Source organism: Paenibacillus gyeongsangnamensis, assembly GCF_027533625.1.
Classification (GTDB): Bacteria; Bacillota; Bacilli; order Paenibacillales; family NBRC-103111; genus Paenibacillus_G; species Paenibacillus_G gyeongsangnamensis.
In genome coordinates this window covers 492,342-517,404 of the sequence record NZ_JAQAGZ010000001.1, presented here as the reverse complement: position 1 = coordinate 517,404, position 25,063 = coordinate 492,342, and the positions used below count along the sequence as shown (strand labels likewise).

At 57.8% G+C, this 25,063-nt stretch carries 23 protein-coding genes, 3 pseudogenes and 1 other annotated feature; of the genes and pseudogenes, 10 read left to right on the top strand and 16 right to left on the bottom strand.

The genetic code is table 11. The annotated features are described in order from the left end of the window. Positions 1–131: 131 nt before the first annotated feature. Positions 132–727 (bottom strand): annotated as a pseudogene (locus O9H85_RS02295) (histidine phosphatase family protein). A gap of 319 nt (positions 728–1,046) precedes the next feature. Here O9H85_RS02295 and O9H85_RS02290 point away from each other — a divergent pair. After that, positions 1,047–1,703 carry an ankyrin repeat domain-containing protein gene (locus O9H85_RS02290; protein ID WP_269879648.1) on the top strand — a complete coding sequence of 219 codons (657 nt, stop codon included), beginning with the start codon at positions 1,047–1,049 and terminating at the stop codon, positions 1,701–1,703. Between the two features lie 154 nt (positions 1,704–1,857). Here the strand turns inward: O9H85_RS02290 and O9H85_RS02285 are convergent, their stop codons facing one another. From O9H85_RS02285 to leuC, 6 genes and pseudogenes are all read right to left on the bottom strand, one after another. Then, positions 1,858–2,538 (bottom strand): DnaD domain-containing protein, encoded by a 681-nt coding sequence (locus tag O9H85_RS02285; RefSeq protein ID WP_269879647.1) that lies wholly within the window; start codon positions 2,536–2,538, stop codon positions 1,858–1,860. Between the two features lie 24 nt (positions 2,539–2,562). Then, positions 2,563–3,838: pseudogene (gene asnS / locus O9H85_RS02280) on the bottom strand (asparagine--tRNA ligase). A 64-nt stretch (positions 3,839–3,902) separates the two neighbouring features. After that, a complete protein-coding gene (locus O9H85_RS02275; protein ID WP_269879646.1) occupies positions 3,903–5,117 on the bottom strand; it encodes an acetate/propionate family kinase in 1,215 nt (404 codons plus the stop codon). After that, positions 5,114–5,986, bottom strand: coding sequence for a 3-hydroxyacyl-CoA dehydrogenase family protein (locus O9H85_RS02270; protein ID WP_269879645.1), 873 nt, complete (start codon positions 5,984–5,986; stop codon positions 5,114–5,116). The genes O9H85_RS02275 and O9H85_RS02270 overlap by 4 nt, the downstream gene beginning before the upstream one ends. Positions 5,987–6,272: 286 nt before the next feature. Continuing rightward, positions 6,273–6,878 (bottom strand): 3-isopropylmalate dehydratase small subunit, encoded by a 606-nt coding sequence (gene leuD, locus O9H85_RS02265; RefSeq protein ID WP_269879644.1) that lies wholly within the window; start codon positions 6,876–6,878, stop codon positions 6,273–6,275. A 35-nt stretch (positions 6,879–6,913) separates the two neighbouring features. Further along, positions 6,914–8,332: a 3-isopropylmalate dehydratase large subunit gene (gene leuC, locus O9H85_RS02260; protein ID WP_269879643.1), complete on the bottom strand. Its 1,419-nt coding sequence runs from the start codon at positions 8,330–8,332 to the stop codon at positions 6,914–6,916. A 161-nt stretch (positions 8,333–8,493) separates the two neighbouring features. Between leuC and O9H85_RS02255 the strand changes: the two genes are divergently transcribed. Further along, positions 8,494–9,414 carry a LysR family transcriptional regulator gene (locus O9H85_RS02255; RefSeq protein WP_269879642.1) on the top strand — a complete coding sequence of 307 codons (921 nt, stop codon included), beginning with the start codon at positions 8,494–8,496 and terminating at the stop codon, positions 9,412–9,414. 20 nt (positions 9,415–9,434) lie between these two features. Here O9H85_RS02255 and O9H85_RS02250 read toward each other — a convergent pair whose 3' ends face one another. The 3 genes and pseudogenes from O9H85_RS02250 to O9H85_RS02240 all read right to left on the bottom strand — a co-directional run bounded on the left by O9H85_RS02250 (position 9,435) and on the right by O9H85_RS02240 (position 11,103). Then, positions 9,435–10,232 (bottom strand): carbon-nitrogen family hydrolase, encoded by a 798-nt coding sequence (locus O9H85_RS02250; protein WP_269879641.1) that lies wholly within the window; start codon positions 10,230–10,232, stop codon positions 9,435–9,437. Positions 10,233–10,317: 85 nt separating this feature from the next. Next, positions 10,318–10,878: pseudogene (locus O9H85_RS02245) on the bottom strand (methyltransferase domain-containing protein); the annotation flags it as partial. A 12-nt stretch (positions 10,879–10,890) separates the two neighbouring features. Further along, a complete protein-coding gene (locus O9H85_RS02240) occupies positions 10,891–11,103 on the bottom strand; it encodes a class I SAM-dependent methyltransferase (RefSeq protein WP_269879639.1) in 213 nt (70 codons plus the stop codon). 252 nt (positions 11,104–11,355) lie between these two features. Here O9H85_RS02240 and O9H85_RS02235 point away from each other — a divergent pair, with 252 nt between their 5' ends. The 8 genes from O9H85_RS02235 to mtnB all read left to right on the top strand — a co-directional run bounded on the left by O9H85_RS02235 (position 11,356) and on the right by mtnB (position 19,164). Next, positions 11,356–12,558, top strand: coding sequence for a pyridoxal phosphate-dependent aminotransferase (locus O9H85_RS02235; RefSeq protein ID WP_269879638.1), 1,203 nt, complete (start codon positions 11,356–11,358; stop codon positions 12,556–12,558). A gap of 23 nt (positions 12,559–12,581) precedes the next feature. Next, on the top strand, positions 12,582–12,830 hold the full coding sequence (locus O9H85_RS02230) for a hypothetical protein (RefSeq protein WP_269879637.1): 249 nt from the start codon (positions 12,582–12,584) through the stop codon (positions 12,828–12,830). Between the two features lie 4 nt (positions 12,831–12,834). Next, positions 12,835–13,053: a binding site (T-box leader), on the top strand. Positions 13,054–13,225: 172 nt separating this feature from the next. Then, positions 13,226–14,359 (top strand): glutamate 5-kinase, encoded by a 1,134-nt coding sequence (gene proB, locus O9H85_RS02225; protein ID WP_269879636.1) that lies wholly within the window; start codon positions 13,226–13,228, stop codon positions 14,357–14,359. 47 nt (positions 14,360–14,406) lie between these two features. Then, the gene (locus O9H85_RS02220) at positions 14,407–15,654 is read left to right on the top strand and encodes a glutamate-5-semialdehyde dehydrogenase (RefSeq protein WP_269879819.1); all 1,248 of its coding nucleotides are present in this window, start codon (positions 14,407–14,409) and stop codon (positions 15,652–15,654) included. A 44-nt stretch (positions 15,655–15,698) separates the two neighbouring features. Next, positions 15,699–16,568 carry a pyrroline-5-carboxylate reductase gene (proC, locus tag O9H85_RS02215; protein ID WP_269879635.1) on the top strand — a complete coding sequence of 290 codons (870 nt, stop codon included), beginning with the start codon at positions 15,699–15,701 and terminating at the stop codon, positions 16,566–16,568. 15 nt (positions 16,569–16,583) lie between these two features. After that, the gene (locus O9H85_RS02210) at positions 16,584–17,864 is read left to right on the top strand and encodes a 2,3-diketo-5-methylthiopentyl-1-phosphate enolase (RefSeq protein ID WP_269879634.1); all 1,281 of its coding nucleotides are present in this window, start codon (positions 16,584–16,586) and stop codon (positions 17,862–17,864) included. Further along, positions 17,861–18,523: a 2-hydroxy-3-keto-5-methylthiopentenyl-1-phosphate phosphatase gene (locus O9H85_RS02205; protein ID WP_269879633.1), complete on the top strand. Its 663-nt coding sequence runs from the start codon at positions 17,861–17,863 to the stop codon at positions 18,521–18,523. The genes O9H85_RS02210 and O9H85_RS02205 overlap by 4 nt, the downstream gene beginning before the upstream one ends. After that, entirely contained in the window at positions 18,520–19,164 is a 645-nt protein-coding gene (gene mtnB / locus O9H85_RS02200; protein ID WP_269879632.1) for a methylthioribulose 1-phosphate dehydratase, read from the top strand. The genes O9H85_RS02205 and mtnB overlap by 4 nt, the downstream gene beginning before the upstream one ends. 134 nt (positions 19,165–19,298) lie before the next feature. Here the strand turns inward: mtnB and O9H85_RS02195 are convergent, their stop codons facing one another. From O9H85_RS02195 to pyrE, 6 genes are all read right to left on the bottom strand, one after another. Further along, on the bottom strand, positions 19,299–20,183 hold the full coding sequence (locus O9H85_RS02195; protein ID WP_269879631.1) for an ABC transporter permease subunit: 885 nt from the start codon (positions 20,181–20,183) through the stop codon (positions 19,299–19,301). Next, the gene (locus tag O9H85_RS02190) at positions 20,180–21,142 is read right to left on the bottom strand and encodes an ABC transporter ATP-binding protein (protein ID WP_269879630.1); all 963 of its coding nucleotides are present in this window, start codon (positions 21,140–21,142) and stop codon (positions 20,180–20,182) included. Before O9H85_RS02190 ends, O9H85_RS02195 begins: the two co-directional genes overlap by 4 nt. Then, positions 21,139–22,287 carry a hypothetical protein gene (locus O9H85_RS02185; protein WP_269879629.1) on the bottom strand — a complete coding sequence of 383 codons (1,149 nt, stop codon included), beginning with the start codon at positions 22,285–22,287 and terminating at the stop codon, positions 21,139–21,141. The genes O9H85_RS02190 and O9H85_RS02185 overlap by 4 nt, the downstream gene beginning before the upstream one ends. 21 nt (positions 22,288–22,308) lie before the next feature. Further along, the gene (locus tag O9H85_RS02180; protein WP_269879628.1) at positions 22,309–22,824 is read right to left on the bottom strand and encodes a sigma-70 family RNA polymerase sigma factor; all 516 of its coding nucleotides are present in this window, start codon (positions 22,822–22,824) and stop codon (positions 22,309–22,311) included. Between the two features lie 126 nt (positions 22,825–22,950). Next, positions 22,951–24,168: an MFS transporter gene (locus tag O9H85_RS02175; RefSeq protein ID WP_269879627.1), complete on the bottom strand. Its 1,218-nt coding sequence runs from the start codon at positions 24,166–24,168 to the stop codon at positions 22,951–22,953. Positions 24,169–24,360: 192 nt separating this feature from the next. Then, on the bottom strand, positions 24,361–25,017 hold the full coding sequence (gene pyrE / locus O9H85_RS02170) for an orotate phosphoribosyltransferase (RefSeq protein WP_269879626.1): 657 nt from the start codon (positions 25,015–25,017) through the stop codon (positions 24,361–24,363). Positions 25,018–25,063: the final 46 nt, after the last annotated feature.

Genomic DNA, 25,063 nt, shown 5'->3' with positions numbered 1-25,063 from the left:
AGAGAAAGGTTGGGGTAAGGACGAAAGCTGTTACACGTAAGTCGGGACAGCACTCCTGCAGAATTTGTTTATGGTTGGACTCCATATCTTGATGGCGTAGGAGCGCCATTGCCAGCAAAATTCTTATGGTATTAATTTAAATGTTCGACGGATGCAAAGGCTTCTATTTTATAATTTCCATTTTCATAAATTAGTGTTGTTATTGAACACTCAGGAACCAACTCGCTTTGTACGGCTACAAAATTAGGATGCCAAATATTTAGTTGGTTCTCGGGAAATGTATGAACCAGAAAATCGGTTATTAATCCTCCATGAGTAACAATGACAATGTTGCTTTCAGCCGGGTGTTTTTTTGCCAATTCCGATAATAAAGAGGATAAACGTTCACCTGCTCGTTTCGCAGAATCACCTAAGGGTGGTATATATTCGGGTTCACGTGTACATCGCTCCCACATCGCCACAAAATCATCAAACGTTTGTTCCGGTAAATCGCCCCAGTTAGCGCGTTCCCGCAAACGACAATCTTCTTTGATTTCGTCTTGAATGAAATATATTCGGCGGTTTCTTTCGCTCTTCGAAGCGGACTTGTAACTATGGCAGTTATTGGCAAATTACAAAAATGTCTGGCTGTCGATGATGCTTGCAATATCCCTTTGGGGGTTATCGGGACATCTCCGATCGCCTTTTCTTTTATAGCATGCCTGACAAGAAAGAAAGTTGTACGCATAGATCAGAGCCTCCTGTAAGATAACTGTTCCGTTAGAGTTCAATTTACCTTTGATATATACAGTGGATCGGTGCATATTTTGCGACCTCCAAGCCTTGAGGAATGAATAACGCTAAGGTATTCGATATATGGATAGGAATTTCCTTTTTCTGTAATTACGTGCAGCGTCATTTTATTCTCATGTTCTTGGGAAGTTAGATCATTGGAGAGATAACTTTCAGGCAGCAAAAAATATGGACTGCCGCCCCTTGTCTTTGGTATATTTTGGTCATCACATGAAAGCCCTGAAAGCCAATTAACAAAAAAAGGCGGAGATCGCATGAACGTTGACATCTTAAATGCCTTGGAAGACGCCATCAAGAAACGCGATGCGGAAGCGGTCCGGGCACAGCTGGACGAGCATCCCGGGCTGCTGAACGCGGTGCTCGCGGACGGCAGCCGTCCCGTGCTGCTGGCGCAGTATTACGGCGCCGGCGATGTAGTGCAGCTGCTGCTCGAGCTCGGAGCCGAGCTGAATGTGTTCGAGGCGGCGGCCGTGGGCAGGCTGGACGCCGTACGGGACCGGCTGGCCGAAGCCCCGGAGCTCGTGCACGCGTGGTCGCACGACGGCTTCTCGTCGCTCGGCCTGGCCGCGTTCTTCGGCCGCGAGGACGTCGCAGCCGAGCTGCTCGCCCGCGGAGCGGTCGCGAACGCCGCATCACAGAACGCGATGCGGGTGGCGCCGCTGCACTCCGCGGCGGCGGGACGGCATGCGGCGCTGGCCCGCATGCTGATCGAGCACGGCGCGGACGTGAACGCGCGCCAGCAGGCAGGCTGGACGCCGCTTCACTCGGCGGCCCATAACGGGCAGGCGGAGCTCGTCCGCCTGCTGCTGGAGCGCGGCGCCGATCTACGCGCCGCGAACGATCAAGGCCAGACGCCGCTGGATCTTGCCCGTGAGCGCAGCCACACGGAGCTCGAAGCGCTGCTCGGCTAGCCCAGGATAAACAGCTACGCCGTCCTTATCTTACAAGGACCAGCGCATTTACCAAGGTTGATGCGAAGCTATAAGTTACGAAAACTTATAAAATCTTCTCAACGCAAAAAGCCCGACCATCCCCTTCCAGGGGACAGCCGGGCTTCTATTATTGTCAGCGCATCGAGCGGAACCGCTGCGAATGCTCCTTCGCCTGTTCCACCGTCTGAACCCGGTTCCGCTGCCACTCGAGCAGAATCCGGTCGATATAACGGAAGTGCACCTTGCCGGCGAAGACCGCTTCCTTCAAGCCGGCAAGAATCAGCTCCTCCGCGTAGCCGTCCTTGTCGAGCCAGCCGGAGATCGATTCGAGCTCCATGGGCGTGAGGGGACGGCCGAACTCTTTTTCGAAGATCGTAAAGATGTCACGGCGCTGCGCTTCCCCGGACTTCCGGTTCAGCTCCTCGCTCTCGCGTTCCAGCCGCAGCTCCTCCAGGCGGCACGCCGCGAGCCGGTCCATCAGCGGTTTCCAGTTGTACTTCTCGCCGTGAACGCCCGTCGCCGGATCGTCGTGCTCGTCGATCGCGACCAGCCCCGCCTTCAGCAGCTTCTGGAGCACGGCGATGATTCGCTCCTGATTCACCGACATACGCTGCTGGAGCTCCTCCAGCGTAGGGAAATCCTTGCACTCCTTCTGCTGGTATGCCATCACATGCAGCGCCAGCATCACATCCAATTCATTCATGCCGACCCGGGTATAATAGCGCAGCAGCCAGTACGGCACATCCACGTGCCCGTCCTGCCAGCCCGTGAGCAGCACGGACGACAGTTCGTCAGTCGAAACGTTACGTCGCATGCAAGCCCCTCGTTTCTTCCCTCATTACGGATACAAGCGGTACAAGAGCCGCGGGAACGGAATCGTCTCGCGCACATGATCCAGACCGCAAATCCAAGCGACCGTCCGCTCGAGACCAAGTCCGAAGCCCGAATGCGGCACGGAGCCGTATCGGCGCAGGTCAAGACAGTTCATGCTGGTTGAAGCGTTCCTCCATCAGCTCCGGATCGTCGATCCGCTGGCTGCCGCCGATGATTTCCCCGTAGCCCTCCGGCGCGATCATATCCGCGCACAGCACGACCTCCGGCCGGTTCGGGTCCGGCTTCATGTAGAACGCCTTGATTTCCGTCGGATAATGGGTAATGAATACCGGCGTCTCGTAATTTTGAGCGATTGCTGTCTCATGCGGCGCGCCGAAATCCTCGCCCCACTCGAACTCGTGGCCCTCCGCTTTCAGGAATTTCACCGCATCGTCATACGTAATCCGCGGGAAAGGCGCCTGAATTTTTTCCAGCTTGCTGATATCGCGCTCCAGCGTCTCCAGCTCCTTCCGGCAGTGCTGCAGCACGGACTGCACCACGAAAGAAACGAACTGCTCCTGGATCTCCAAGTTCTGCTCGTGCGTCACGAACGCCATCTCCGGCTCGATCATCCAGAATTCGATCAGGTGGCGCCGCGTCTTCGACTTCTCCGCGCGGAACGTCGGTCCGAACGAATACACCCGGCCGAGCGCCATCGCCGCCGCTTCCATATACAGCTGACCGCTTTGTGTCAGGAAGGCGTCCTCGTCAAAATATTTCGTATGGAACAAATTCGTCGTTCCTTCGCAGGAGGATGGCGTCAAGATCGGCGGATCCACCAGCTGGAAGCCCCGCTCGTCGAAAAACTGCTGGATCGCCCGAATAATTTGCGCCCGGATGACGAGAATCGCCCGCTGCCGCGGCGACCGGATCCACAAATGACGGTGGTCCATCAGGAAGTCGACGCCGTGCTCTTTCGGAGTAATCGGGTATTCGCTCGATATTTGAATAATCTCGACGCCGGTCACCGTCAGCTCGAAGCCGCCTTTGCTGCGCGTATCCTCGCGGACGATGCCTGTGACATACAGCGAGCTTTCGTGCGTCAGCTTCCCGGTATCCTCCCACACCTGCTCGCTGACTTCGCTCTTCACCACGACGCCTTGAATAAAACCGGATCCGTCCCGCAGCTGCAGGAAACGGATCTTCCCGCTGGAACGGATGTGATGAAGCCAGCAGCCGATCGTGACGGTTTGCTCTATATGTCGATCCGCCTCGCGGATCATGCAAAGATTACGGGTCATTAACCGAAAACCTCCTTCAAATGGATGTGGTGAACATACGTTCGCTATTAACCGCGCTCTATCATTATACTACATGATCCCTGTTTAAAATCAACTGGTGCGTATCCCGCGCGATCACAAGCTCCTCATTCGTCGGGATGACCAACGAGGCCACCGGCGAATCCGGCGTCGTAATGGCCCGTTCCTCCGAGGATCTCGCTTCATTCGCGGCATCGTCCAGCTTCACGCCGAGGAAGCTCAGGTTGCGGCAAACCGCCGCACGCAGCGCCGCCGAGTTCTCGCCCACGCCCGCCGTAAAAACGATGGCGTCGATGCCGTTCATCGCAGCCGCATACGAACCGATGAATTTGCGCAGCCGGTATTCGTACATGTCAAAAGCGAGCGCCGCATTCCGGTCCCCCGCCTCGCGCGCCTCGGTTATCTCGCGCATGTCGCTGCTGAGGCCCGAAATCGCAAGGAGTCCGCTATGCTTGTTGAGCATCGAATTGACCTCGGCCAGCGTCAGATCCTCTTTGCTCATCGCAAACGGCACGATCGCCGGATCGATGTCTCCGCTGCGCGTACCCATCATGAGCCCTTCGAGCGGCGTAAGCCCCATGCTCGTATCCACCGAGCGGCCTTCCATCACTGCAGCGCAGCTCGCCCCGTTGCCGATATGGCAGGTCACCAGCTTAAGCTCCTTCAGCGGCTTCCCCAGAAAAGCAGCCGCCCGCTCGCTCACGTAGGCATGGGATGTGCCGTGGAAGCCGTAACGGCGAATTTTATGCTTCTTATACAGCACCATCGGGATCGGATAAAGGTAGGCAAAAGGCGGCATCGTCTGATGAAACGCCGTATCGAATACGACCGCCTGGGGAATGTCCGGCATGTTCGCCTCCACCGCCTGAATCCCGAGCATATGCGCCGGATTATGCAGAGGAGCCAGATCGAAGAGCCGCCGGATCTCCCGCTTCACCTCGTCGCCAATCAGCACGGAGCTGGAGAACGATTCGCCCCCGTGTACGACGCGGTGCCCGACCGCTTGGATTTCGGAGGCCGATTTCAAAACCCCGAATTCCTTGTGCACCAGAATATCGAGCACCTTGCGGATTGCCGTCGTATGCTCCAGAATTTCACGGACCTCCCTCACCTCCGGCTTCCCCGCCGGCTCGTAGGAAAGAATGGCGGACTCCATTCCGATCCGCTCCACCTTGCCCTTTGCCAGCACCGATTCGTCCGTCATATCGTACAATTGAAATTTCAGCGAGGAGCTCCCTGCGTTAATTACGAGTATGTTCACAGCCGGTCACCATCCTTATCATAGCGGAAAAAGCCATGTCCCGTCTTCGTTCCGAGGTGTCCTGCACGCACCATTTGCTTCAGCAGCACGGCGGGCCTGTATTTCAGATCCCCGAACTCGCGGAACATGCGCTCCATGGCCACAAGCACCGAGTCAAGCCCGAACCGGTCGGCCATCTCCAGCGGCCCGTAATGAAAATCGTACCCGATCCGCATCGCGTTATCGATATCCTCTTCGCTTGCCACCCGCTCGGAGAGCACGTGAAGCGCCTCGTTGATCAGCACGCAGATCAGCCGCGTGGTCACGAAGCCAGGCGATTCATAGACTTGAATGCCCCGCTTTTGAATTGTTTCCTCCACGAACTTCTTGGTCAGCGTGAAGGTGGATTCGCTCGTTTTCAGCCCTCTTATAATTTCTACTAAATGGATTTTCGATACCGGATATAGAAAATGAAGTCCGATGACCCGCTCCGGCTGTGTCGTCTCCGCCGCAATCTCGGTCAAGCTCAGCGTGGACGTATTGCTTGCGAGCACGACATGCTCCGGGCAGATGACATCCAGTCTGCGGAACAGCTCCTTCTTCGCATCCAGTTCTTCGCTGATCGATTCGATAACCATATCGCAATCGGCTAAAGAGCTCAGCTCCGTCACCTTGCTGATTTTGGATAAAATGATTTTTTTCTCTACGGGCGTAATCGCCCACTTTTCCAGCTGCTTGTCCAGACTGACCTCGATTTGATGCCAGGCGGCCTCCAGCTTATCCGGCGTCCGTTCGATGAGTAGGACATCGAGACCTTTACCTGCCAGCATTTCCGCGATGCCCTGACCCATCGTACCGCCGCCGACGACTCCCACTTTGTTGAACAGCATCCTGCCTCACCCTTTCCTATACCTTCCAGTGCTTATTATACACAATCGGCGAAGCAAATGATGGGACGGAAATCACAGCCATGCAACAAACTCCTGACGATTTGAGGAATTTTGGACGGACCCCGGAACCAGGAGAAACGGCTGCGCCGTCCTTGTCTTACAAGGACCAGCGCGTTTACCAAGGTTGATGCGAAGCTATAATTTGCGAAAAACTTATAAATTCTTATCAACAAATGAAAAAGCCCGCCGCTCCCGGGTAAAGGAAGCGAACGGACTTCGGATACGCTTATTTGTAAGCCACACGGGACTGATGAGCCGCTTCGTACGCAGTGATCTTGTCTTCATGCTGCAGCGTCAGGCCGATATCGTCAAGACCTTGCAGCAGGAACTGGCGGCGGTGCTCATCTAGATCGAAGGCGATGCTGAGGCCTTGGCCGTCGTTAATCGTCTTGTTTTCAAGATCGACGTTGAGCTGGTAGCCTTCGTTCGCAGCGGTGCGCTGGAACAGCTCTTCCACTTGCTCTTCGCTCAGCTTGATCGGCAGGATGCCGTTCTTGAAGCAGTTATTGTAGAAAATGTCGGCGAACGACGGCGCGATCACGACCTTGAAGCCGAAGTCCTGAATCGCCCAAGGCGCGTGCTCGCGGGAGGAGCCGCAGCCGAAGTTGGCGCGGGAGATCAGAACTGATGCGCCTTGGTAGCGCGGCAGGTTCAAGCTGAATTCCGGAATGACGTTGCCCTGCTGGTCGAAGCGCCATTCGTAGAACAGGAATTGGCCGAAGCCGGAGCGCTCGATGCGCTTCAAGAATTGTTTAGGGATGATGGCGTCCGTGTCTACGTTGACGCGGTCGACCGGTCCCACCAAACCGGTATGCTGTTTGAATGCTTCCATATCGTTAACCCTCGCTTTAAGATTTGGTTATGTTATTAAGCTTCTTGTTTTACTTTGAAGTTCCAGCCGCGTACATCAGTGAAACGGCCTTCGATCGCTGCCGCTGCCGCCATGGCAGGAGACACCAGGTGTGTACGTCCGCCGCGGCCTTGACGGCCTTCGAAGTTCCGGTTGGACGTCGATGCGCAGCGCTGGCCCGGCTGAAGCACGTCAGGGTTCATCGCGAGGCACATGCTGCAGCCCGCGTCGCGCCATTCGAAGCCGGCTTCGGTGAAGATTTTGTCGAGGCCTTCTTTTTCCGCTTGAATTTTCACGCGGCCGGAGCCCGGTACGACGATTGCCGTAACGTTCGGGGATACTTGATAGCCTTGAGCCACCGCCGCTGCGGCGCGCAGGTCTTCGATCCGGCCGTTCGTACAGGAGCCGATGAAGACATAGTCCACGGCCACTTCCGTCATTGGCGTGCCCGGCTTCAGATCCATATACTCGAGAGCCTTCTCCGCCGCTTTGCGCTCGTTCTCGGTTGCGAAATCGGCCGGGTTAGGCACGGTTGCCGTGACGTTCGTTCCCATGCCCGGGCTCGTTCCCCAGGTCACTTGCGGAATGAGGCTATCGGCGTCGAAATCGACGACGCGGTCATATACGGCGCCTTCATCGGTGGTCAGCTGCTTCCACTGAGCAACCGCAGCGTCGAAGTCTGCGCCTTGCGGTACATATTCACGGCCGCGCAGGTAATTGAAGGTCGTTTCGTCCGGTGCGATCAGGCCCGCTCTTGCGCCCGCTTCGATGGACATGTTGCAGACGGTCATACGCTCTTCCATGGACAGGCCGCGGATCGCTTCGCCCGTATATTCGATAACGTAGCCCGTAGCGAAGTCCGTACCGTATTTCGCGATGACGCCGAGGATCAAGTCCTTCGCCGTTACGCCCGGATTCAGCTTGCCGTTGATGCGCACTTCCAGCGTCTTCGGCTTCGATTGCTGCAGGCACTGGGTGGCGAGCACGTGCTCGACTTCGCTCGTTCCGATCCCGAAGGCAAGTGCACCGAACGCGCCGTGCGTGGACGTGTGGCTGTCGCCGCACACGATCGTTTTGCCCGGATGCGTCAGGCCGAGCTCAGGACCCATAACGTGCACGACGCCTTGGTCGATGCTGTCCAGGTCGAACAGGGTTACGCCGAAGTCGGCGCAGTTTTTGGAGAGGGTGTCGATCTGCTGCTTGGAAATCGGATCCGTAATATTGAAACGGTCTTTCGTCGGCACGTTGTGGTCCATCGTTGCGAACGTAAGGTCCGGACGGCGCACCTTGCGGCCTGTCATGCGGAGGCCTTCGAATGCCTGCGGAGAGGTTACCTCGTGCACGAGCTGCAGGTCGATGTAAATGATGCTCGGCTTGCCCTCTTCGGAATGAATGACGTGATTGTTCCAAATTTTCTCGAACATTGTTTTTGCCATGAGTTCCACCTCAATCGTTATAAGTACGGTAATCGGTATTCATTAATGATGAATTCATAGTACCATGTTCAACTTCATTGTTCCAAGATATAATATCTATAAGATTGATAGGCAATCATTATAAGAACTGCCCAATTCCCTGTACAAAGGAGATCGCCGCCATGGAGCTTCGCCAGCTGCAATACGCCCTGCAAATCGCCACCCACAAAAATTTCTCCCGCGCCGCCGAAAAGCTGCATATCGCCCAGCCGTCCCTCAGCCAGCAGCTGTCCAAGCTGGAAAAGGAGCTCGGCGTCCTGCTCTTCCAGCGGACCACCAACTCTGTCGAAGTGACCTATGCCGGCTCGCTGTTCGTTGAGAAGGCTCAGAAGATTCTCGACATGGTCGAGCAGCTGAAGCAGGAGATGGAGGATATTTCCCAGATGAGGAGGGGCAAGCTTGTCGTCGGCAGCTTGCCGATTACAGGCGCCCACGTGCTGCCCTTGGTGCTGCCGGCTTTCCAGGAAAGATACCCCGAGATCGACGTCCACCTCGTCGAGGATACGACGGCAAATCTCGAGCAGCTCACGGCAAGCGGACAAGCCGATATTTCCCTGCTTTCTCTGCCGCTCATGGACGATGCGCTGACATACGAGCCGGTGATCGAGGAAGAAATCGTGCTCGCCGTCCCGCCTCAGCATCCGCTGAATGCCGGGAATCAGGAACGGGCCAAGCTGAAGCCCGTCGAAATCGCCCTGCTGCAGGACGAGCCGTTTATCGCCTTGAAGAAAGGCCAGGGCTTTCGGCAAATTACGCTCGAGCTGTGCGAGCATGCCGGCTTCGAGCCGAATATCGTATTCGAGAGCAGCAACATCGAGACCGTCCAATCGCTGGTCGCCGCCGGCATGGGCATTGCCTTCGTTCCGGACATGGTGTCGAGGGGCCGTTGGAGCGAGCTTGCCCCGGCATACCTGCCTCTGGCGGGCACGCCGACCCGCACGCTGGTGGTTGCCTACCGCAAGGGCCGATATTTGTCCAAAGCCGTAGATGCCTTCATGGCCACGTTCCGCGAAGTTATGAAAAAGGACCGGTCCTCCCATTAAGAGGCCGGCCCTTCCCTTATTCAATACAATGCCGGTCTCCGGTCCTCGAATACCGGAATTTTGCTGCGAACCTGTTCCACTAACTCCAGGTCGATGGACGCGCGGACGATCCGTTCGGTCCCGTCGCCCTCCGCGAGCACTTCACCCCACGGATCGATCACCATCGAATGGCCGAAAAATTCGGTCGTCCCGCTGACGCCGACGCGGTTGCAGGCGACGACGTACATCTGATTCTCGATCGCGCGCGCCATCAGCAGCGTACGCCAGTGGTGGAGCCGCGGATTCGGCCATTCCGCCGGAACGAACAGCACCTGCGAGCCGCCGAGCGCCAGCTTTCGGGACAGCTCCGGGAACCGGATATCGTAGCAGATCATCATGCCGGCCTGTATCCCGTCCAGCTCCAGCGCCCCGACCCGGTCTCCGCTCTGCAAATATTTCTCCTCATCCATCAGCCGGAATAGATGAATCTTGGAATAGTCCGCCGTTCGGCTTCCGCTGCGGTCGAACGCATAAATCGTATTATAAACGTCGTCTCCGCGCTTATCGGCCACCGACCCGCCGATCACATTCACGCCATGCTTCCGGCTGAAGCCCGAGAGCAGCCGCTCCGTGCGCTCGCCTTCCCGGTCCGCCAGCTCATGAATCCGATCCAGCGCATAGCCGGTGTTCCACATCTCGGGAAACACGATCACATCCGGCTTCTCTTCATGGCTCACCGCTTCCTCCAGCAGCTCCTCCAGCCGGGCAAAATTGCGCTCCGGCTCGCCGATGGACACGTCCATTTGCAGCAGCGCGAGCTTCCATTGTTTCTGGGTCATAGCCCTTCCCCTTCCCATGCCTATCTCACGGTAATAAGTCACCCGTGTTCATATCTTCTTATCATAGTGCAACCGGCCCGCAAGTTCAACGGACCTTGGCAAACCAGACGGTCCAGCGGTCCTTCTCGGCAATCTCTTCCTTCTCCTGGAAGGCATAGCGCAGCTCGATCTCTTTCGCCAGCCGCACCAGCTCCTCATCGCTCAATTCATGCAAAATCGACCGCCCCGCCCTCCCCAGCAGCTCCGTCCGGAATTCGCTCCAACCGGCGTAACGCTTTCTGGTCTCCCACAGTTTCACCTCTTCGACCTGGCCGAAGCCCGCCTTCTCGAGCGCCTGGAGGACGGCCGATGCGGAATGTCTGCGGCCCGTCTCCAGCGGAATCAGGCGCGGGAATACTTCGAAACAGCAGCCCCGCAGATGCTCCCGGCTTCCAGGTAGCACGCAGTCCTCGGGCGTCCGGTCCTGCACGATCAGAACGCCCCCCGGCTTCAATATGCGGCGGGATTCCCGGAATACGACTTCCAGCTCCGACTCCGGCAAATGATGGATCAGCGCCCGCTCGAGCACGGCGTCCGCCCAATCTCCGGGAAGTCCGGTCGCTTGGGCTGTGCCCTGCTGAAACGCGATTTGCGGATAGACGGCGCAGTGTTCCCTGGCTCAGTCCAGCATCGCCTTGGAGAAATCGACGCCCCGAACCGCTTCTGCTCTGAGCTCCGCAAACGCCGCGCTGTAGACGCCGCCTCCGCAGCCGACGTCTGCCGCATGCTTCAGCCCGGGAAGCCTCGGGCCGACAAGCTTAAGCCAATCCGCGTCCGCATGGCGACCGGTATAAGAGTATTTATTTTTATCATCATGAAAGGAAATGGGCATGACGGATCCCTTCTTTCTAAAATGATGAATTAATTTTCGTTTTTGTTTCATTGAATGAAATATATTTTTACATAGTAAAACTTATAACTTTAATATACCACCATTTTACAAGTGCGCTAGTCTTTTTATCTCCATATTAGAAACCTCTCCTCAAACCTCGTTGTACACGGCTTCCATTCGTGATAAATTTATGCTAACTCTCGGCTTCGTCCGGCTGTTATCCTATCACACGCGTAACGGAGTGAATCATACATGTCCAATCCATTGCAACACGCCGTCTCTTCGTTTTCCATCGAGCCGGCCGCCCGGATGACGGGATTGCCGACCCAATTTTTCGCCAAGCTCGTCGCCAAGGCGAACCAGCAAATCGCGGCGGGCCACGATGTCATTAACCTCGGTCAAGGCAACCCCGACCGTCCTACCCCGCCGCATATCGTCAAAGCGCTGCAGGAGGCCGCGGAAAATCCGCAGTACCACCGATATCCGCCGTTTAACGGCTATCTGTTTCTGAAGGAAGCGGTCGCTCACCGCTATAAGGAAGATTACGGCGTCGACCTCGATCCGGAGAAGGAAGTGGCCATCTTGTTCGGCGGCAAAACCGGGCTCGTCGAAATCGCCCAATGCCTCCTGAATCCGGGCGACGTCTGCCTCGTTCCCGACCCCGGTTACCCGGACTACTGGTCCGGCGTCGCGCTCTCGGGGGCCCGGATGGCTTTCATGCCGCTTCGCGAGTCCAACGCCTTCCTGCCGGACTACGGCAGTCTCTCGCAGGACGACGTGAACCGCGCCAAGCTGATGTTTATCAACTATCCGAACAACCCTACAGGAGCCACCGCTCCGGCCTCCTTCTACGAAGAAACCATCGCCTTCGCCGCGAAGCACAATATCGTCGTGGCCAGCGATTTCGCTTACGGGGCCATCGGCTTCGAGGGACAGCGCCCGATCAGCTTTCTTCAGCTGCCGGGAGCCAAGGAGGTCGGCGTAGAGTTCTATACGCTCTCCAAGACGTACAACATGGCCGGATGGCGCGTCGGCTTCGCAATCGGGAACGCGGAAATCATCAGGTTGATCAACCTGATCCAGGACCACTACTACTGCAGCCTGTTCGGCGGCATCCAGGTCGCTGCGGCGACGGCTCTGACGGGTCCCCAGGACTGCGTGAACGAGCTTGTCGGCGTATACGCAAGCCGGCGCGAGGCGCTGTACGGGGCGCTTGACCGGATCGGCTGGCATGCGGGCCGCTCCCGTGGCTCGTTCTTCACCTGGCTGCCGGTGCCGAAGGGCTATACTTCGGAATCGCTGTCCGATCTGCTGCTGGAACAGGCCAAGATCGTCGTTGCTCCGGGTGTCGGATTCGGGGAGAACGGCGAAGGCTACGTCAGGCTCGGCTTATTGACCTCGGAATCGCGGCTTCAGGAGGCGGTAGACCGGGTCGCCAAGCTGGGGCTGTTCTAAACATAGGATGCGCCGTCCGGCTGATGGAGCAGCTCTGCCTGCGCAGCTCGTTTATGCATCATGAGGAGCCGGAGGGCCTTGCGCCCACCGTCAGCATCGGGCTCTGCGAACACCGTCCCGGAGATGACTTAGAGAGGCTGCTCCACTCGGCTGAGGTCTCTGCTGAATCAGGCCAAACGCAGCGGGAAAAACCGCATTTGCACGGTGCAGGCGGTTTGGAACGGAAGGCCGCCGCACCTTTACAAACGAAGACCTGCATGCTATGCTTGTAGGAAAGCAAACGTATTGATGGGAACAGTAGGAAAGACGCAAGCACGCTCAGAGAGTAAATTCCGCAGGCTGCAAGAATTTACCGTGACGCCTTCCCGAACCCACCCCGGAACGGCCAGCGAGGAGCTGGACGGCCCCCTGCCGTTATTGGGGAGCAAGAAGGATGAGGATAAATCTCATCAATTAAGGTGGTACCGCGGAAGTTAGAAGGCTTTCGTCCTTAGAGGACGGGGCCTTTTTCGTTTTTTATGTTGATAAGAATTTATAAGTTTTTCGCGGGCTTATAGCTTCGCATCAACCTTGATAAACGCGCTGGTCCTTGTAAGACAAGGACGGCGTAGACGTTTATCCTGGCCTCCTGTTGTACGAATTCTCGGGCAGAAAGAAGTGAAAGGACATGCAGCAAACCGTAGTCGTCAAAATCGGCAGCAGCTCGCTAACCTCCGATGAAGGCGGACTGAATCGCGACAAAATCGGCTTCTTCGCCGCGGAGCTGGCGAAGCTGCGGGAGCAGGGCCATCCGGTCCTGCTCGTCACCTCGGGGGCGGTTGCTGCCGGGTTCCGCGCCATGGGCTTCGCCGTCCGCCCCAAGCATCTGCACGAGAAGCAGGCTTCCGCTTCCGTCGGGCAGGCGCTGCTCATGCAAGCTTACCATGAAGCGTTTGCATCGCACGGCATCGGCGTAGGACAAATTCTGCTCACGCGCTCGGATTTCTCCAACCGGAAGCGCATCACGAATGCGCAGATGACCATCGAAGAACTGCTGCGCCGGGGAATGGTCCCGATTATCAACGAGAATGACACGGTCGCCGTCGACGAGCTCAAGTTCGGCGATAACGATACGCTGTCGGCGCTCGTTGCGAACCTGCTGCGTGCTGAGAAGCTCATCATTATCACCGATACGGACGGGCTCTATACGGAGGACCCGCGCAAAAATGCGGACGCCCGGCGCATCGACCGGGTCTATGAGATCGACGAGGAAATTTACCGCATTGCGGGAGGCTCCGGCTCCATGGTCGGAACCGGCGGCATGCGCTCCAAGATCGAAGCGGCGCGGATCGCCATGCGGGGAGGCGTGCCGGTGTTCGTCGGCCGGGTGAACGAGCCCGGGGATGCGCTGGCCGCGCTGGAAGGCATCGGCAAAGGCACGTACTTCGATACCCGCGCCCACAATCTGACGATGAAGAAGCAATGGCTCGGCTTCCACTCGCTGCCCCAGGGCCGCGTAACGGTGGATGAAGGCGCCGAGCATGCGCTGGTCAGCGGAGGAAAGAGCCTCCTGCCGGCCGGGGTGAAGGAAGTCGTCGGCGAATTTCATCCCGGCGACGTGATCGAGGTCGTCAATCCGTCGCAGCAAACAATCGGCCGGGGCGTAACGAACTACGCCGCTTGGCAGCTGCAAGCCGTAGCGGGTCTCAGCACCGAGGAAGTACAGAAACGCATCGAGGTGTACCGGATTGAGGTGATCCACCGGGACGAGTGGATTACGCTGGCTTCGCCGGTCAAAGCCCAAGATATCGCCCAATCCTGAAGGAATAAAAGGAGGAATACCCTATGATTACGAAGGAAACCGAGCAGATCAGCGAAGTCGTGCGCAAGGCTTCGCTCGCGAGACAGACCGCTCCGCGTCTCGGCCTCCTTACGACGGCCCAGAAGAATGCGGCGCTGCTCCGCATGGCCGACGCTTTGGTGGCGGAAGCCGAATCCATTATCGAAGCCAACGCGGAGGATTTGCACCGCGGCCGCGAGAACGGCACGAGCCCTTCGCTGCTGGACCGGCTGGCGCTGAACCTTCCTCGGATCGAAGCCATCGCCCAGGGACTGCGCGAGGTGGCGGAGCTTCCCGATCCGATCGGGGATACGCTCGAAGCCTTCGAGCGTCCGAACGGTCTGCAGATCCGCAAGATCCGCGTACCGCTCGGCGTCATCGGCATCATCTACGAGGCGCGCCCGAACGTAACCGTGGACGCCGCCGGCCTCTGCCTCAAGACGGGCAATGCGGTCGTGCTCCGGGGAGGCTCCTCCGCGCTGTCCTCGAACAAAAGGATCGTGGAGGTACTGCATAACGCTCTTGCGGGGACCGATATTCCGCCGGATGCCCTTCAGCTCGTGCTGGATCCGAACCGTTCCTCCGTGGACGAAATGCTGAAGCTGAACGGCCTCCTGGATGTGCTCATCCCGCGCGGAGGCGCCTCGCTCATTCAGAATGTGGTCAAGAACGCCACCGTTCCCGTCATTGAGACCGGAGCCGGCATTTGCCACACGTACATCGACGAATCAGCTAATCCTGATATGGCCCTGCAAATTGCGATTAACGCCAAGGTGCAGCGCCCCTCGGTTTGCAATTCGATGGAGACGCTGCTGTTGCACCGCCGTTTCGCGGAAGCGCATCTTCCGACGTTCGCCGAGCAGTTCATTCAGCAGCAGGTCGAGCTCCGCGGGGACGAATCCGCGCTGCTGCTGGCGCCGGGCCTTAGCCTAGCGTCGCAGGAGGATTGGGATACCGAATATAGCGATTACATCTTGAACATCCGCGTTGTGGACGGACTGGACGAAGCGCTCGACCATATCCGGGCCCACGGTACGATGCATTCCGAATGCATCGTGACGGAAAACGCGGAGAATGCGGCCCGCTTCCTGCAGGAGGTCGATGCGGCGGCGGTGTATCATAACGCATCCACCCGGTTCACCGACGGCTTCGAGTTCGGCTTCGGCGCGGAGATCGGCATCAGCACCCAGAAGCTTCACGCACGGGGCCCTATGGGACTTCCCGCGCTTACATCCAGCAAATACTGCGTGACCGGCAGCGGCCAAATCCGCGGCTAAGGATCTTCCCTTCCACACCGTCCCACGAAAGGAGCACGTAAACCATGACTCAAACTTTATCTGAAGCCAAAATCACCTTCGTCGGCGCCGGTTCGATGGCGGAAGCCATCGTCCGCGGCCTTGTATCCGGAGGAAGCGGCGACACTTCGCGCATCGTGATGCTGAACCGTTCCGACCGCGAACGACTTGAATCTCTTCACCGCAGGTACGGCGTTTCGTTCGAGACGGAAACGGACCGGCGCGACGAAGCGATCCGCTCTGCGGATCTGCTCGTGCTCGCCTTCAAGCCGAAGGACGCGGCCCAAGGACTGCTGGCGCTGAAGCCGCTGCTCCGTCCCGGCCAGCTGATCGTCTCGGTGATCGCCGGCATGTCCATCGGTACGATGGAGGGCATCCTCGGCACCGCGGGGCAGCCGATCGTCCGCACGATGCCGAATACGTCGAGCACGATCGGACTCGGCGCGACCGGAATCAGCTTCTCTTCCGGCGTCTCCGCCGAGCAGAAGCGTCTGGCCGTCGGCATGTTCGAATCGACAGGCATCGTTTCCGTCGTCGACGAGCCGCAAATCAACATTGTAAACGGCGTATCGGGCAGCGGCCCGGCTTATATTTACTATATGATGGAGGCCATGATCGAAGGCGGCGTCCGCGGCGGACTCGACCCGGAGGAAGCCCGCAGACTGACTGTTCAGACCGTGCTCGGAGCGGCCAAGATGGTCGAAACGACCGGCGAGGCTCCCGAAGACTTGAGGCGCAAAGTGACGTCGCCGAACGGGACAACGCAGGCTGCACTGGAAACGCTCGATCATTTAGGCTTCCAGGAAGCGGTCATCCGCGCCGTGCTGCGCTGCACGGAGCGCGCTCAGGAAATGGGCGAAGCCGTCAGCGCCACCGCCGCTTCCCATACCAAATAAAGAAGGTGTCTTGCTGTGAGCTTTACCAATGAACAAGCTTATTGCGTAGCAACGTACCGCTGCTTTGAAGAGAAGGCGGATTTTCATAAAAAAGCGCAGAGCATCGCCGTCGGTCTTACGGTCGGCAGCTGGACCGACATTCCCGAAGCCCGTAAGGCCGAAATGGAAAAGCACCTCGGACGCGTCGTCAGTGTCGATGTCCACGAGCCGGCGGCCGGGGAATCGGCCTCGGCGCGGTATGCGGATATCCGGATCGCTTATCCGGACGTCAACTTCAGCCGGGACATTCCAGCGCTGCTCGTCACCGTGTTCGGCAAGCTGTCCATGGACGGGCGCATCAAGCTGATCGATTTGTCGTTCTCCGAGAGCTTCTTGAGCGCGTTCCCAGGCCCGAAGTTCGGTCTCGAAGGCGTACGCGGGCTGCTCGGCGTACAGGACCGTCCGCTGCTTATGAGCATCTTCAAAGCCGTCATCGGCCATGACCTCCCCGCTTTGAAGGAGCAGTTCTACAGCCAAGCGGCCGGCGGCGTCGATCTGATCAAGGATGACGAGATCCTGTTCGAGAATCCGCTCACGCCGATCGAACGCCGCGTGGAAGCCTGCATGGAAGCGGCCGAACAGGCCCGCCGCGAGACCGGGCAGAAGCTGCTTTACGCCGCGAACCTGACGGGTCCGACCTTCGGCCTGCTGGAGCAGGCGAAGAAAGCGATCGGCGCAGGCGCGAACGCACTGCTGTTCAACGTGCTCGCCTACGGCTTCGACACGCTGGCCGAGCTCAGCCGGCACCCGGACATTCGCGTGCCGATCATGGCGCATCCTGCGATGGCCGGCGCTTTCTACCCTTCGCCTCATCACGGCATCTCCGCAGCCGTGCTGCTCGGCAAGCTGATGCGGCTCGCCGGCGCGGATCTGGTGCTGTTCCCTTCACCTTACGGCTCGGTCGTGATGCCGCGGGAGGAGAACATGGCGATCAAGGACGCGCTGCTGACAGGCGATGCGGCAGACTACCGTTATGCCGCTGGTGCAGGCTCCGCTCTTTCCTTGAAGCAAAGCTTCCCCGTTCCGTCGGCGGGCATTCATCCGGGGCTGGTGCCGCTGATCTTGAAGGATTTCGGCACCCAGGTCGTCGTCAATGCCGGAGGCGGCGTGCACGGACATCCGATGGGCGCCATCGCCGGGGGGCGCGCATTCCGGCAGGCCATTGACGGCTGCCTCGCAGACGTCCCGCTGGATGAGTACGCCGAAGGACATCCCGAGCTGAAGGCGGCGATCGCCGCATGGGGGCTGAAGGGATGAGCAAGCGGAAAATCATCTTTTGCGATTTTGACGGAACGATCACGGTAAACGACAACATTGTGGCCATTATGAAGCATTTTCAGCCGGAGGGCTGGGACAAGCTGGTGCAGCAGGTCATATCGAAGGAACTCTCGGTCCGGGAAGGCGTCGGCCGCATGTTCGCCCTGCTGCCGACGTCGCGCAAGAAAGAGATCGTCGATTACGCGATCGGGAACGTAACGATCCGGGACGGCTTCCGCGAGTTGCTCGAATACAGCCGCATGGAAGGCATCGAGTTCTTCGTCACCAGCGGCGGGATAGATTTCTTCATTTACCCGGTGCTGTCGGCTTTTCCCATACCGGAGGATCACATCTACTGCAATGCGAGCGACTTTGAGGGGACTCACATCAAGATCCTGTGGCCGCACGCCTGCGACAGCGAGTGTGATAACGACTGCGGCATGTGCAAGACCGCCATCATCCGCTCCTATCCGAAGGAGATGCACGAACGGATTCTGATCGGCGACAGCATTACCGATTTCGCGGGAGCGAAGCTGGTGGACACGGTGTTTGCCCGTTCCCACTTGATTGAGCTGTGCGAGGACCTAGGACTGAATTATTATAAGTTTGACAACTTTTTTGACGTGATTTCGCGGTTAGAGGAGATGAAGGTACGGTGAGCTTTGACGCCATTCGATTGGAAGAAAAACAGCAGGCTTACGCCGAGCTGCGCGAGGTGAAGGAGCTGTTCGCGGGCCGCGGCTGGTTCACGGGAACGAGCGGCAACCTGTCCGTCCGCGTGGGCGAATACCGCCCCGAGCAGTTCGCGTTCGCCGTCACAGCCAGCGGGAAGGACAAGTCGGTCCATACGCCGTCCGATTACCTGCTGGTGGACCAGAACGGCAAGGCGATCGAGACTACCGGGCTCAAGCCGTCCGCGGAAACGCTCATTCATTGCGAAATTTACCGCAAAACGGGCGCCGGCTCCATTTTTCACGTGCATACGGTGTTCAATAACCTCGCGTCCGAGCTATTCTGGGAGCGGGGCTCGGTGCCGGTGGACGGCGTGGAGCTGATCAAAGCGTTCAATATTTGGGACGAGGATGCGCAAATCGAGATTCCGATTCTCCCCAACTATGCGGAAATCCCAAGGATTGCGGAGCTCGTACCGGATGCGATTCAGCCTAGAATCCCCGGCATCCTGCTCCGTAAGCACGGCATCTACGCCTGGGGCGCCAATGCGTTCGAGGCGAAGCGGCATCTGGAGGCGTTCGAGTTCCTGTTCGAGTACGTGTACCGTTGGGAGCTGCTGAAGAAGTAAATGAAAAGGATAGAGCGTGCGGCAAGATGCTGCGCGTCTCTATCCTTTTTTGGTTGTTCCTTCGGCTGGAAATGAGCAGGCGGCAAAAAAAGCATTTGATGGTTGCTTCCGAAGCGGCATCAAATGCTTTTGGCTTACAAATCCTTCTTGCGGAACAACAACAGCCCGAGCGCCAAGGCAAGCAGCGTATACCCGGCCGAGAACCAAAGAAACGCATTGGAGGGCACCTGGGTAAAGCCTAACGGTCCCAAAAGGCTGTTCAGATTCAGTATATCCTGCAGCTCGGTTAAGCTGAACATCTCGGACAGCATCCGCCGCTGCAGCGCGTCGGCAGGCATCAGAATCGACAGGATGCCCGCGGTGAGCATCAGCGGCTTCATGATGGCCTCTTCCAGGCGCAGGCTGCCCGCCAGCTTCTCGATCATGCCTCCAAGCCAACCGGCGCCGTATAGCATCGTCATGAATACCCCGTTCCCCAGCCCGGAGAAATAGCACGAACCGAGCATGGACAGCGAGATGAGCAGCGGCACCACGGAGACGAACAGAAGAAAGGACTTGATCAGTGCCGTCGCATCGGAAGGAATCGTCGCGCGGATGGCTGTAATCGCCAGAATAGACCCAAACAACAAAGCGGCATATACAATACCAAGACTGACGTACCCGAGCCATCGGCCAAGATACCAGTGTGTGCGCGGAATCGGCCGCGGCAGCAGCGCTTGAAGCACCCCCTGCTCGGCCTCACCAGCGATAACCGAGAACGAGCTGAAAATAGACAAAAAGGCCATGACGAACGCCCCGAAAAAAAAGCCGAGCGTCAAGATCACGGAGCCTGCCGTAACTTGTTGAATTAAATATTCCGTACTGCCCGGGACGTTCCCCCGGCCCGCCATCATATTGCTGCCCAGCGCAGACGCGACGAACCAGAACGCGGTCAGGAAAACGACCGACATGATGAGCGTCAGCAGCATTACCTTCTTGCGCAGCATTTCCTTCCAGGTCATGCCAACAATCGTTATCATAAACGCTCCCCCCTGTGGCTGAGGCCCGATACCGCGCTGACAAACCATTCCTCCAGCCGCGTCTTGGCTTTCGTCACTTCGTACAGCGTCATGCCCTGCTCGATAATCAGCATATTGATCCAACCGACCTGTTCCTCATCCTCCAGCTCGGCCTCGAGCCAGACCTGATCGCTGCCCGCCGGCAGCGGCAGCGACGCTGTCCGGAGCGGCAAGCCCGTCATCTCCTGCAGCCACGTTAGCGATGACGGCGTCATCCCGCCGATACGCAGGTGCCAGCGGCTCTTCTCCTGCAGCACGTCGGCAACGGAACCGGAGTGCAGCACCTGTCCGTTGTTCAGCAGCGCAACCCGGTCGCATAACACCTCCACGTCCTCCAGCAGATGAGAATTCAGAAACAGCGTCTTGCCTTGCGCCTTCAAGCCTCGGAGAAGCTGTCTCACGTCGTTTCTCCCAAGCGGGTCGAGAGCCGAAGAAGGCTCGTCGAGAAACACGATCTTCGGATCGCTTACGAGCGCGCACGCGAGTCCAAGCCTTTGCTGCATGCCTTTGGAATAATGCTTCACCCGGTCGCGTCCCCGCAGTCCGATCCCGACTTCCTCCAGCAGCTGCGGAATTCGCCGCTTCGCTTCCAGCTTTCCGATGCCGCACAGCTTGGCATGCAGCTCCACCACCTCTTGACCGGTCAGCCATTCCTGATAACGGTACAGCTCAGGCAAATAGCCGATGAGCCGCTTCGCTTCCAGCGTGCCGATCCCCTCACTGAAGATGGAGCCCTCGCCCCCGGTAGGACGGATGAGGCCTACGAGCATTTTGACGAACGTGCTTTTGCCGGCGCCGTTAGGCCCGAGGAAGCCGAAGGCTTCCCCTTCCTTAACCGTGATCGTAACGCTGCGGCAGCCGCGGCCGTTGCCGTAATCCTTTGTCAAGCCTTGCGTATGAATCGCCGCAGCCGAAGTCAAGATCCGATCAGCTCCTTGACCTTGGCCAGAACGGCCTCTTGATTCGTATAGCGGTTCCCTCCGCCGAAATTATACAGCTGCCCGTTCTTGACCCAAGTTGCGAAGTAGTAGGTCGACTCCCGGGACTTGTTCGTCGTTACGATGACCTGGGTCCCCCCGACATTCACCTTCTCGGACGTGCCGTCGGCAATAACCGGAAGCGGTATGTTGCCGCCGGACAGAATGCTGCTTTGCTGCAGGCTCTGTTTCAGATAGCCCGGCAGCAGCGGGAAGTCGAGAACGGCATTGAGCGCCTGGGCCACCGGGATCGACGGATCCACCGTAATGACCGGGACGGCCGTCTGCGCGAAGGAATACCACTCCTTCTTCTGATCGTTGCCCAGATGATAGTTGACCGTCTCCCCGAGCTCCAGCGTAATCGGCTTGCCGTCGACGGAAGCCGGCAGCAGCTTCTTCGCGCCGAGACGCTTCAAGGCTTGGTTGACCTCATCCACATGCAGCTGAAGCGTCAATTTATTCGACGGCGCGACATAAAGCGTACGTGCTGGATCTTCCTTGTATTCGGCCGGGACCATCAACTTTCGGCCGAGCGCCTTCTCGGCCTCTGCCAGCGTTAGCTGCCCCCTCTGCGTTCCCGAACTCTGGGTGAACGTGCCGAACTTGTTGATTTGCTCCCGCGTTGTTCCGTCCGGGGCGAATTGATTGAAGAACTGCTGAAGATCGTCCTTCTGTACGACAGTAACGTCCTGCATACGGAACTTATTCAGAATCGACGCCAGCGCCTCATTCCCTGCCGGCGTAGCGATGAAAGCTCCGAACACGCAGCAGGCGGCTGCGAAGCCGATCCATTGCTTGCGTTTGCGGGTCAGCCAGGTCCGGGCTCTCTTCTCTCCGGGGCTTCCCGTTCCGGTCTCGGCTGCAAGCTCGCCCCGCTTCACAGGGACGGTGCTCCGGTCAAGCTCCGCCTCATCGGCAGGCCGTCCCGCAGCCTCCTCCGACAGAGCCGCCGGCTTCCATTCCGCACCGGCCTTGTTCCACTCCGCCCATTTGGGCTGCGCCGGTTCCTCCGCCAGCTTCGCCTGCAGCTTCGCCCACGCTTCGTCCAGCTTTTGTTTATCGAAGTCATCCGACTTTGCAGATGGCATGGTTCATTCCTCCCGTTTCTCTTAATCTGTCTGCGCCTGCGCTTCGGCATGCCGCCTGAGTCTCGCCTGGGCCCGGTGAATGAGCGTCCCGACGAGCGGCGGCCTCACTTGAAGCTGCTCGGCGATCTCCGCGTAGCTGTATCCGGAGAACCGGAGCAGCAGCACCTGCCGGTCGCGCTCGGGCAGCTCGTCCAGCCACTCCCGGACTTCCTCTTGCTCCAGCTGCCGCAAGTAAATGTCTTCGTTCGATTCCGACGCCAGCTGCGCCTGAGCCAGCTGCTCCTGCTTGTTCTGCAGATTGCGCTCTCTGACCCTCTTGGCCAAATAATCGTAGCCGATCCGGGTGAGCACCCGGTGGAGCCATGCTCCAATGACCGAAGGGTCATCCGGGGGATTGCGGTATAGCCTCAGGAATACCTCCTGCGCCAAATCGTCCGCAGCCGCTTCATCGCGAACCAAATGATTCAATTTACGGCGGACGCTCGGGTAATGCATATAGAATAGGTCTTTAAAACCATAGGATTCCGGAAAGTCCAACGTAATTCCTCCTTTCAGCTGCAGCTATATAGAAGACGCCCCTCAGGCCTGTTTTGTATCAGCGCGAACAAAAAAACTTTCCGAATCCGCCGGAAGCGGATGTCGGAAAGTTCGTCTAAGTACTATTCAAGAGGCTATCCGTTCCCGTTTCTCCTCAGTCTGTGCATTCTTGCGGCTCCAAGCGACGGAAAGCACGAGACTGAACAGCAGGACGAGCGCTCCGGCCAAATAAGGCAAGTTGACATGAACATCTAACAAAATGCCGGCAAGCGCAGGACCGAATATATTTCCAAGGCTCATGTAGGCATTGTTCATCCCTGCTACGAAGCCCTGTTCTTCACCCGCCATTTTGGACAGCAGCGTATTGATGGCCGGCCGCATGATCGAGGTCAGGGTGAAAAACACGAGCGTAACAAGCAACACGTACCAGAAGTTCCCTGAAAAAAGCATCAGCACAAGACATACGGCGGAGAAGAAAAATGTGAAATTCACAAGCGCCTTCTCGCCGAAGCGGTGGATCAGCTTGTTGATCAGCGCCGCTTGAATAACCGCGCCGATCAAAGCGCCGACCGTAATCAAGATGGAGATGTCCCGTGCCGTGTAACCGAATTTCTTATCGACGAACAGCGGGAAAATCGCCTCGAAGTTCACCAGACCGAAGGTTAAAGTAAACACCAGCAGCAGCAGAATGAAGTAAGGCGCTTTAAACGACAGAACCAGCTGGCGGAAAATATTTTCCTTCTTCACCCGGGAAGCGCGGTTCTCGAGACGCTTCTCCAGTAGCAGCGATTCCGACAGGAAGATCAGCGAGCTGATCAATGAAAGCGCGCCGACCGCCGCAGAGACATAGAACGGCATGCGGATGCCGAACTCCGCCAGGAAACCGCCTATGCCCGGCCCGATGACGAAGCCGAGCGACATTGCCGCGCCCAGAAGCCCCATCCCTTTCCCGCGGTTGTCTTCGGTCGTAATATCGGCAATATAAGCCATAATAGACGGAATCATCGCCGCCGCACCGATGCCTCCGAGCAGACGGGAAGCGTACAGGTGCCAAATCTCCGTCGCTGTGGCCAGCATCAGGTTGGAAACGGCAAACAGGGCCAGTCCGGCAATAATCATGATGCGGCGTCCGTATTTGTCGGACCATTCTCCCGCAATCGGAGAGAACAGGAACTGGGTAAGCCCGAAGGCCGATACGAGATACCCCGCCACCTTGCCCCCCGCTTGGAATTCCTTAAGGAAATCCGGCAGCACCGGAATGATCAGACCGATCCCCAGCATGGCGATAAACATATTGATCATTAAGAAGATAAGCGGAGACGTCCGCCTTCGCGTTGCAGTCATATGATGCGCTCCTTTTAAATAAACGAACAAAGATACGGTTTTTTAAAAACTTTTCAAGTATATGACAAGGAAAACCTTATGTCAATTTGTAAAAGTTAGATGAAGATCTTGACCCCATCACCAATTTAAAAAGAAAAAAAGCCCGCGCAGCCGGTCATCGCCGGTCTGCTCAGGCTTTATGCACATAAAAGCTTACTTGCCGTATTCGCTCGGATTCGCGCGCCACGCCTTCAGCGCTTCCACATCGGACGCTTGAATCGCGCCTTGCCTTAGAGCCACATCGACCAGGACGGAATAATTGGTCAGCGTCTCGAACGGAATCCCTGTCGAGGCGAACGCCTCGGCGGCTTTGTCGAACTGATAAGAGAAGATGCCGAGCACGCCCAGCGCCTTCGCCCCCGCGTCGTTCACGGCGAGCGCCACCTTCAGCGAGCTGCCGCCCGTCGAGATCAGGTCTTCGATGACGACCGTTTTTTGGCCGGCGTGAATCGCGCCCTCGATCAGGTTCTCCTTGCCGTGCCCTTTTGCCTTGTCCCGCACGTACACCATCGGCAGGTTCAGCTTTTGCGCCACCCATGCCGCGTGCGGAATGCCTCCGGTTGCCGCCCCTGCAATGACCTCGGCATCCGGATAATTATCGCGGATCAGCGATGCGAAGCCTTCCGCGATCATGTCCCGGATTTCGGGATACGAGATCGTTAGGCGGTTATCGCAATAGATCGGGGATTTGAGGCCCGAGGTCCAGGTGAACGGCTGCTGCGGGCGCAGGGCGACCGCTCCGATCTTCAGCAGGGCGGCTGCAATGTTCTCGGACAGCTGCGGATTCGTGCGAATGGATGGTGTATTCATAGGAACGCTCCTTATTAATCAATATTTTTTCCATTTAATGGATCAC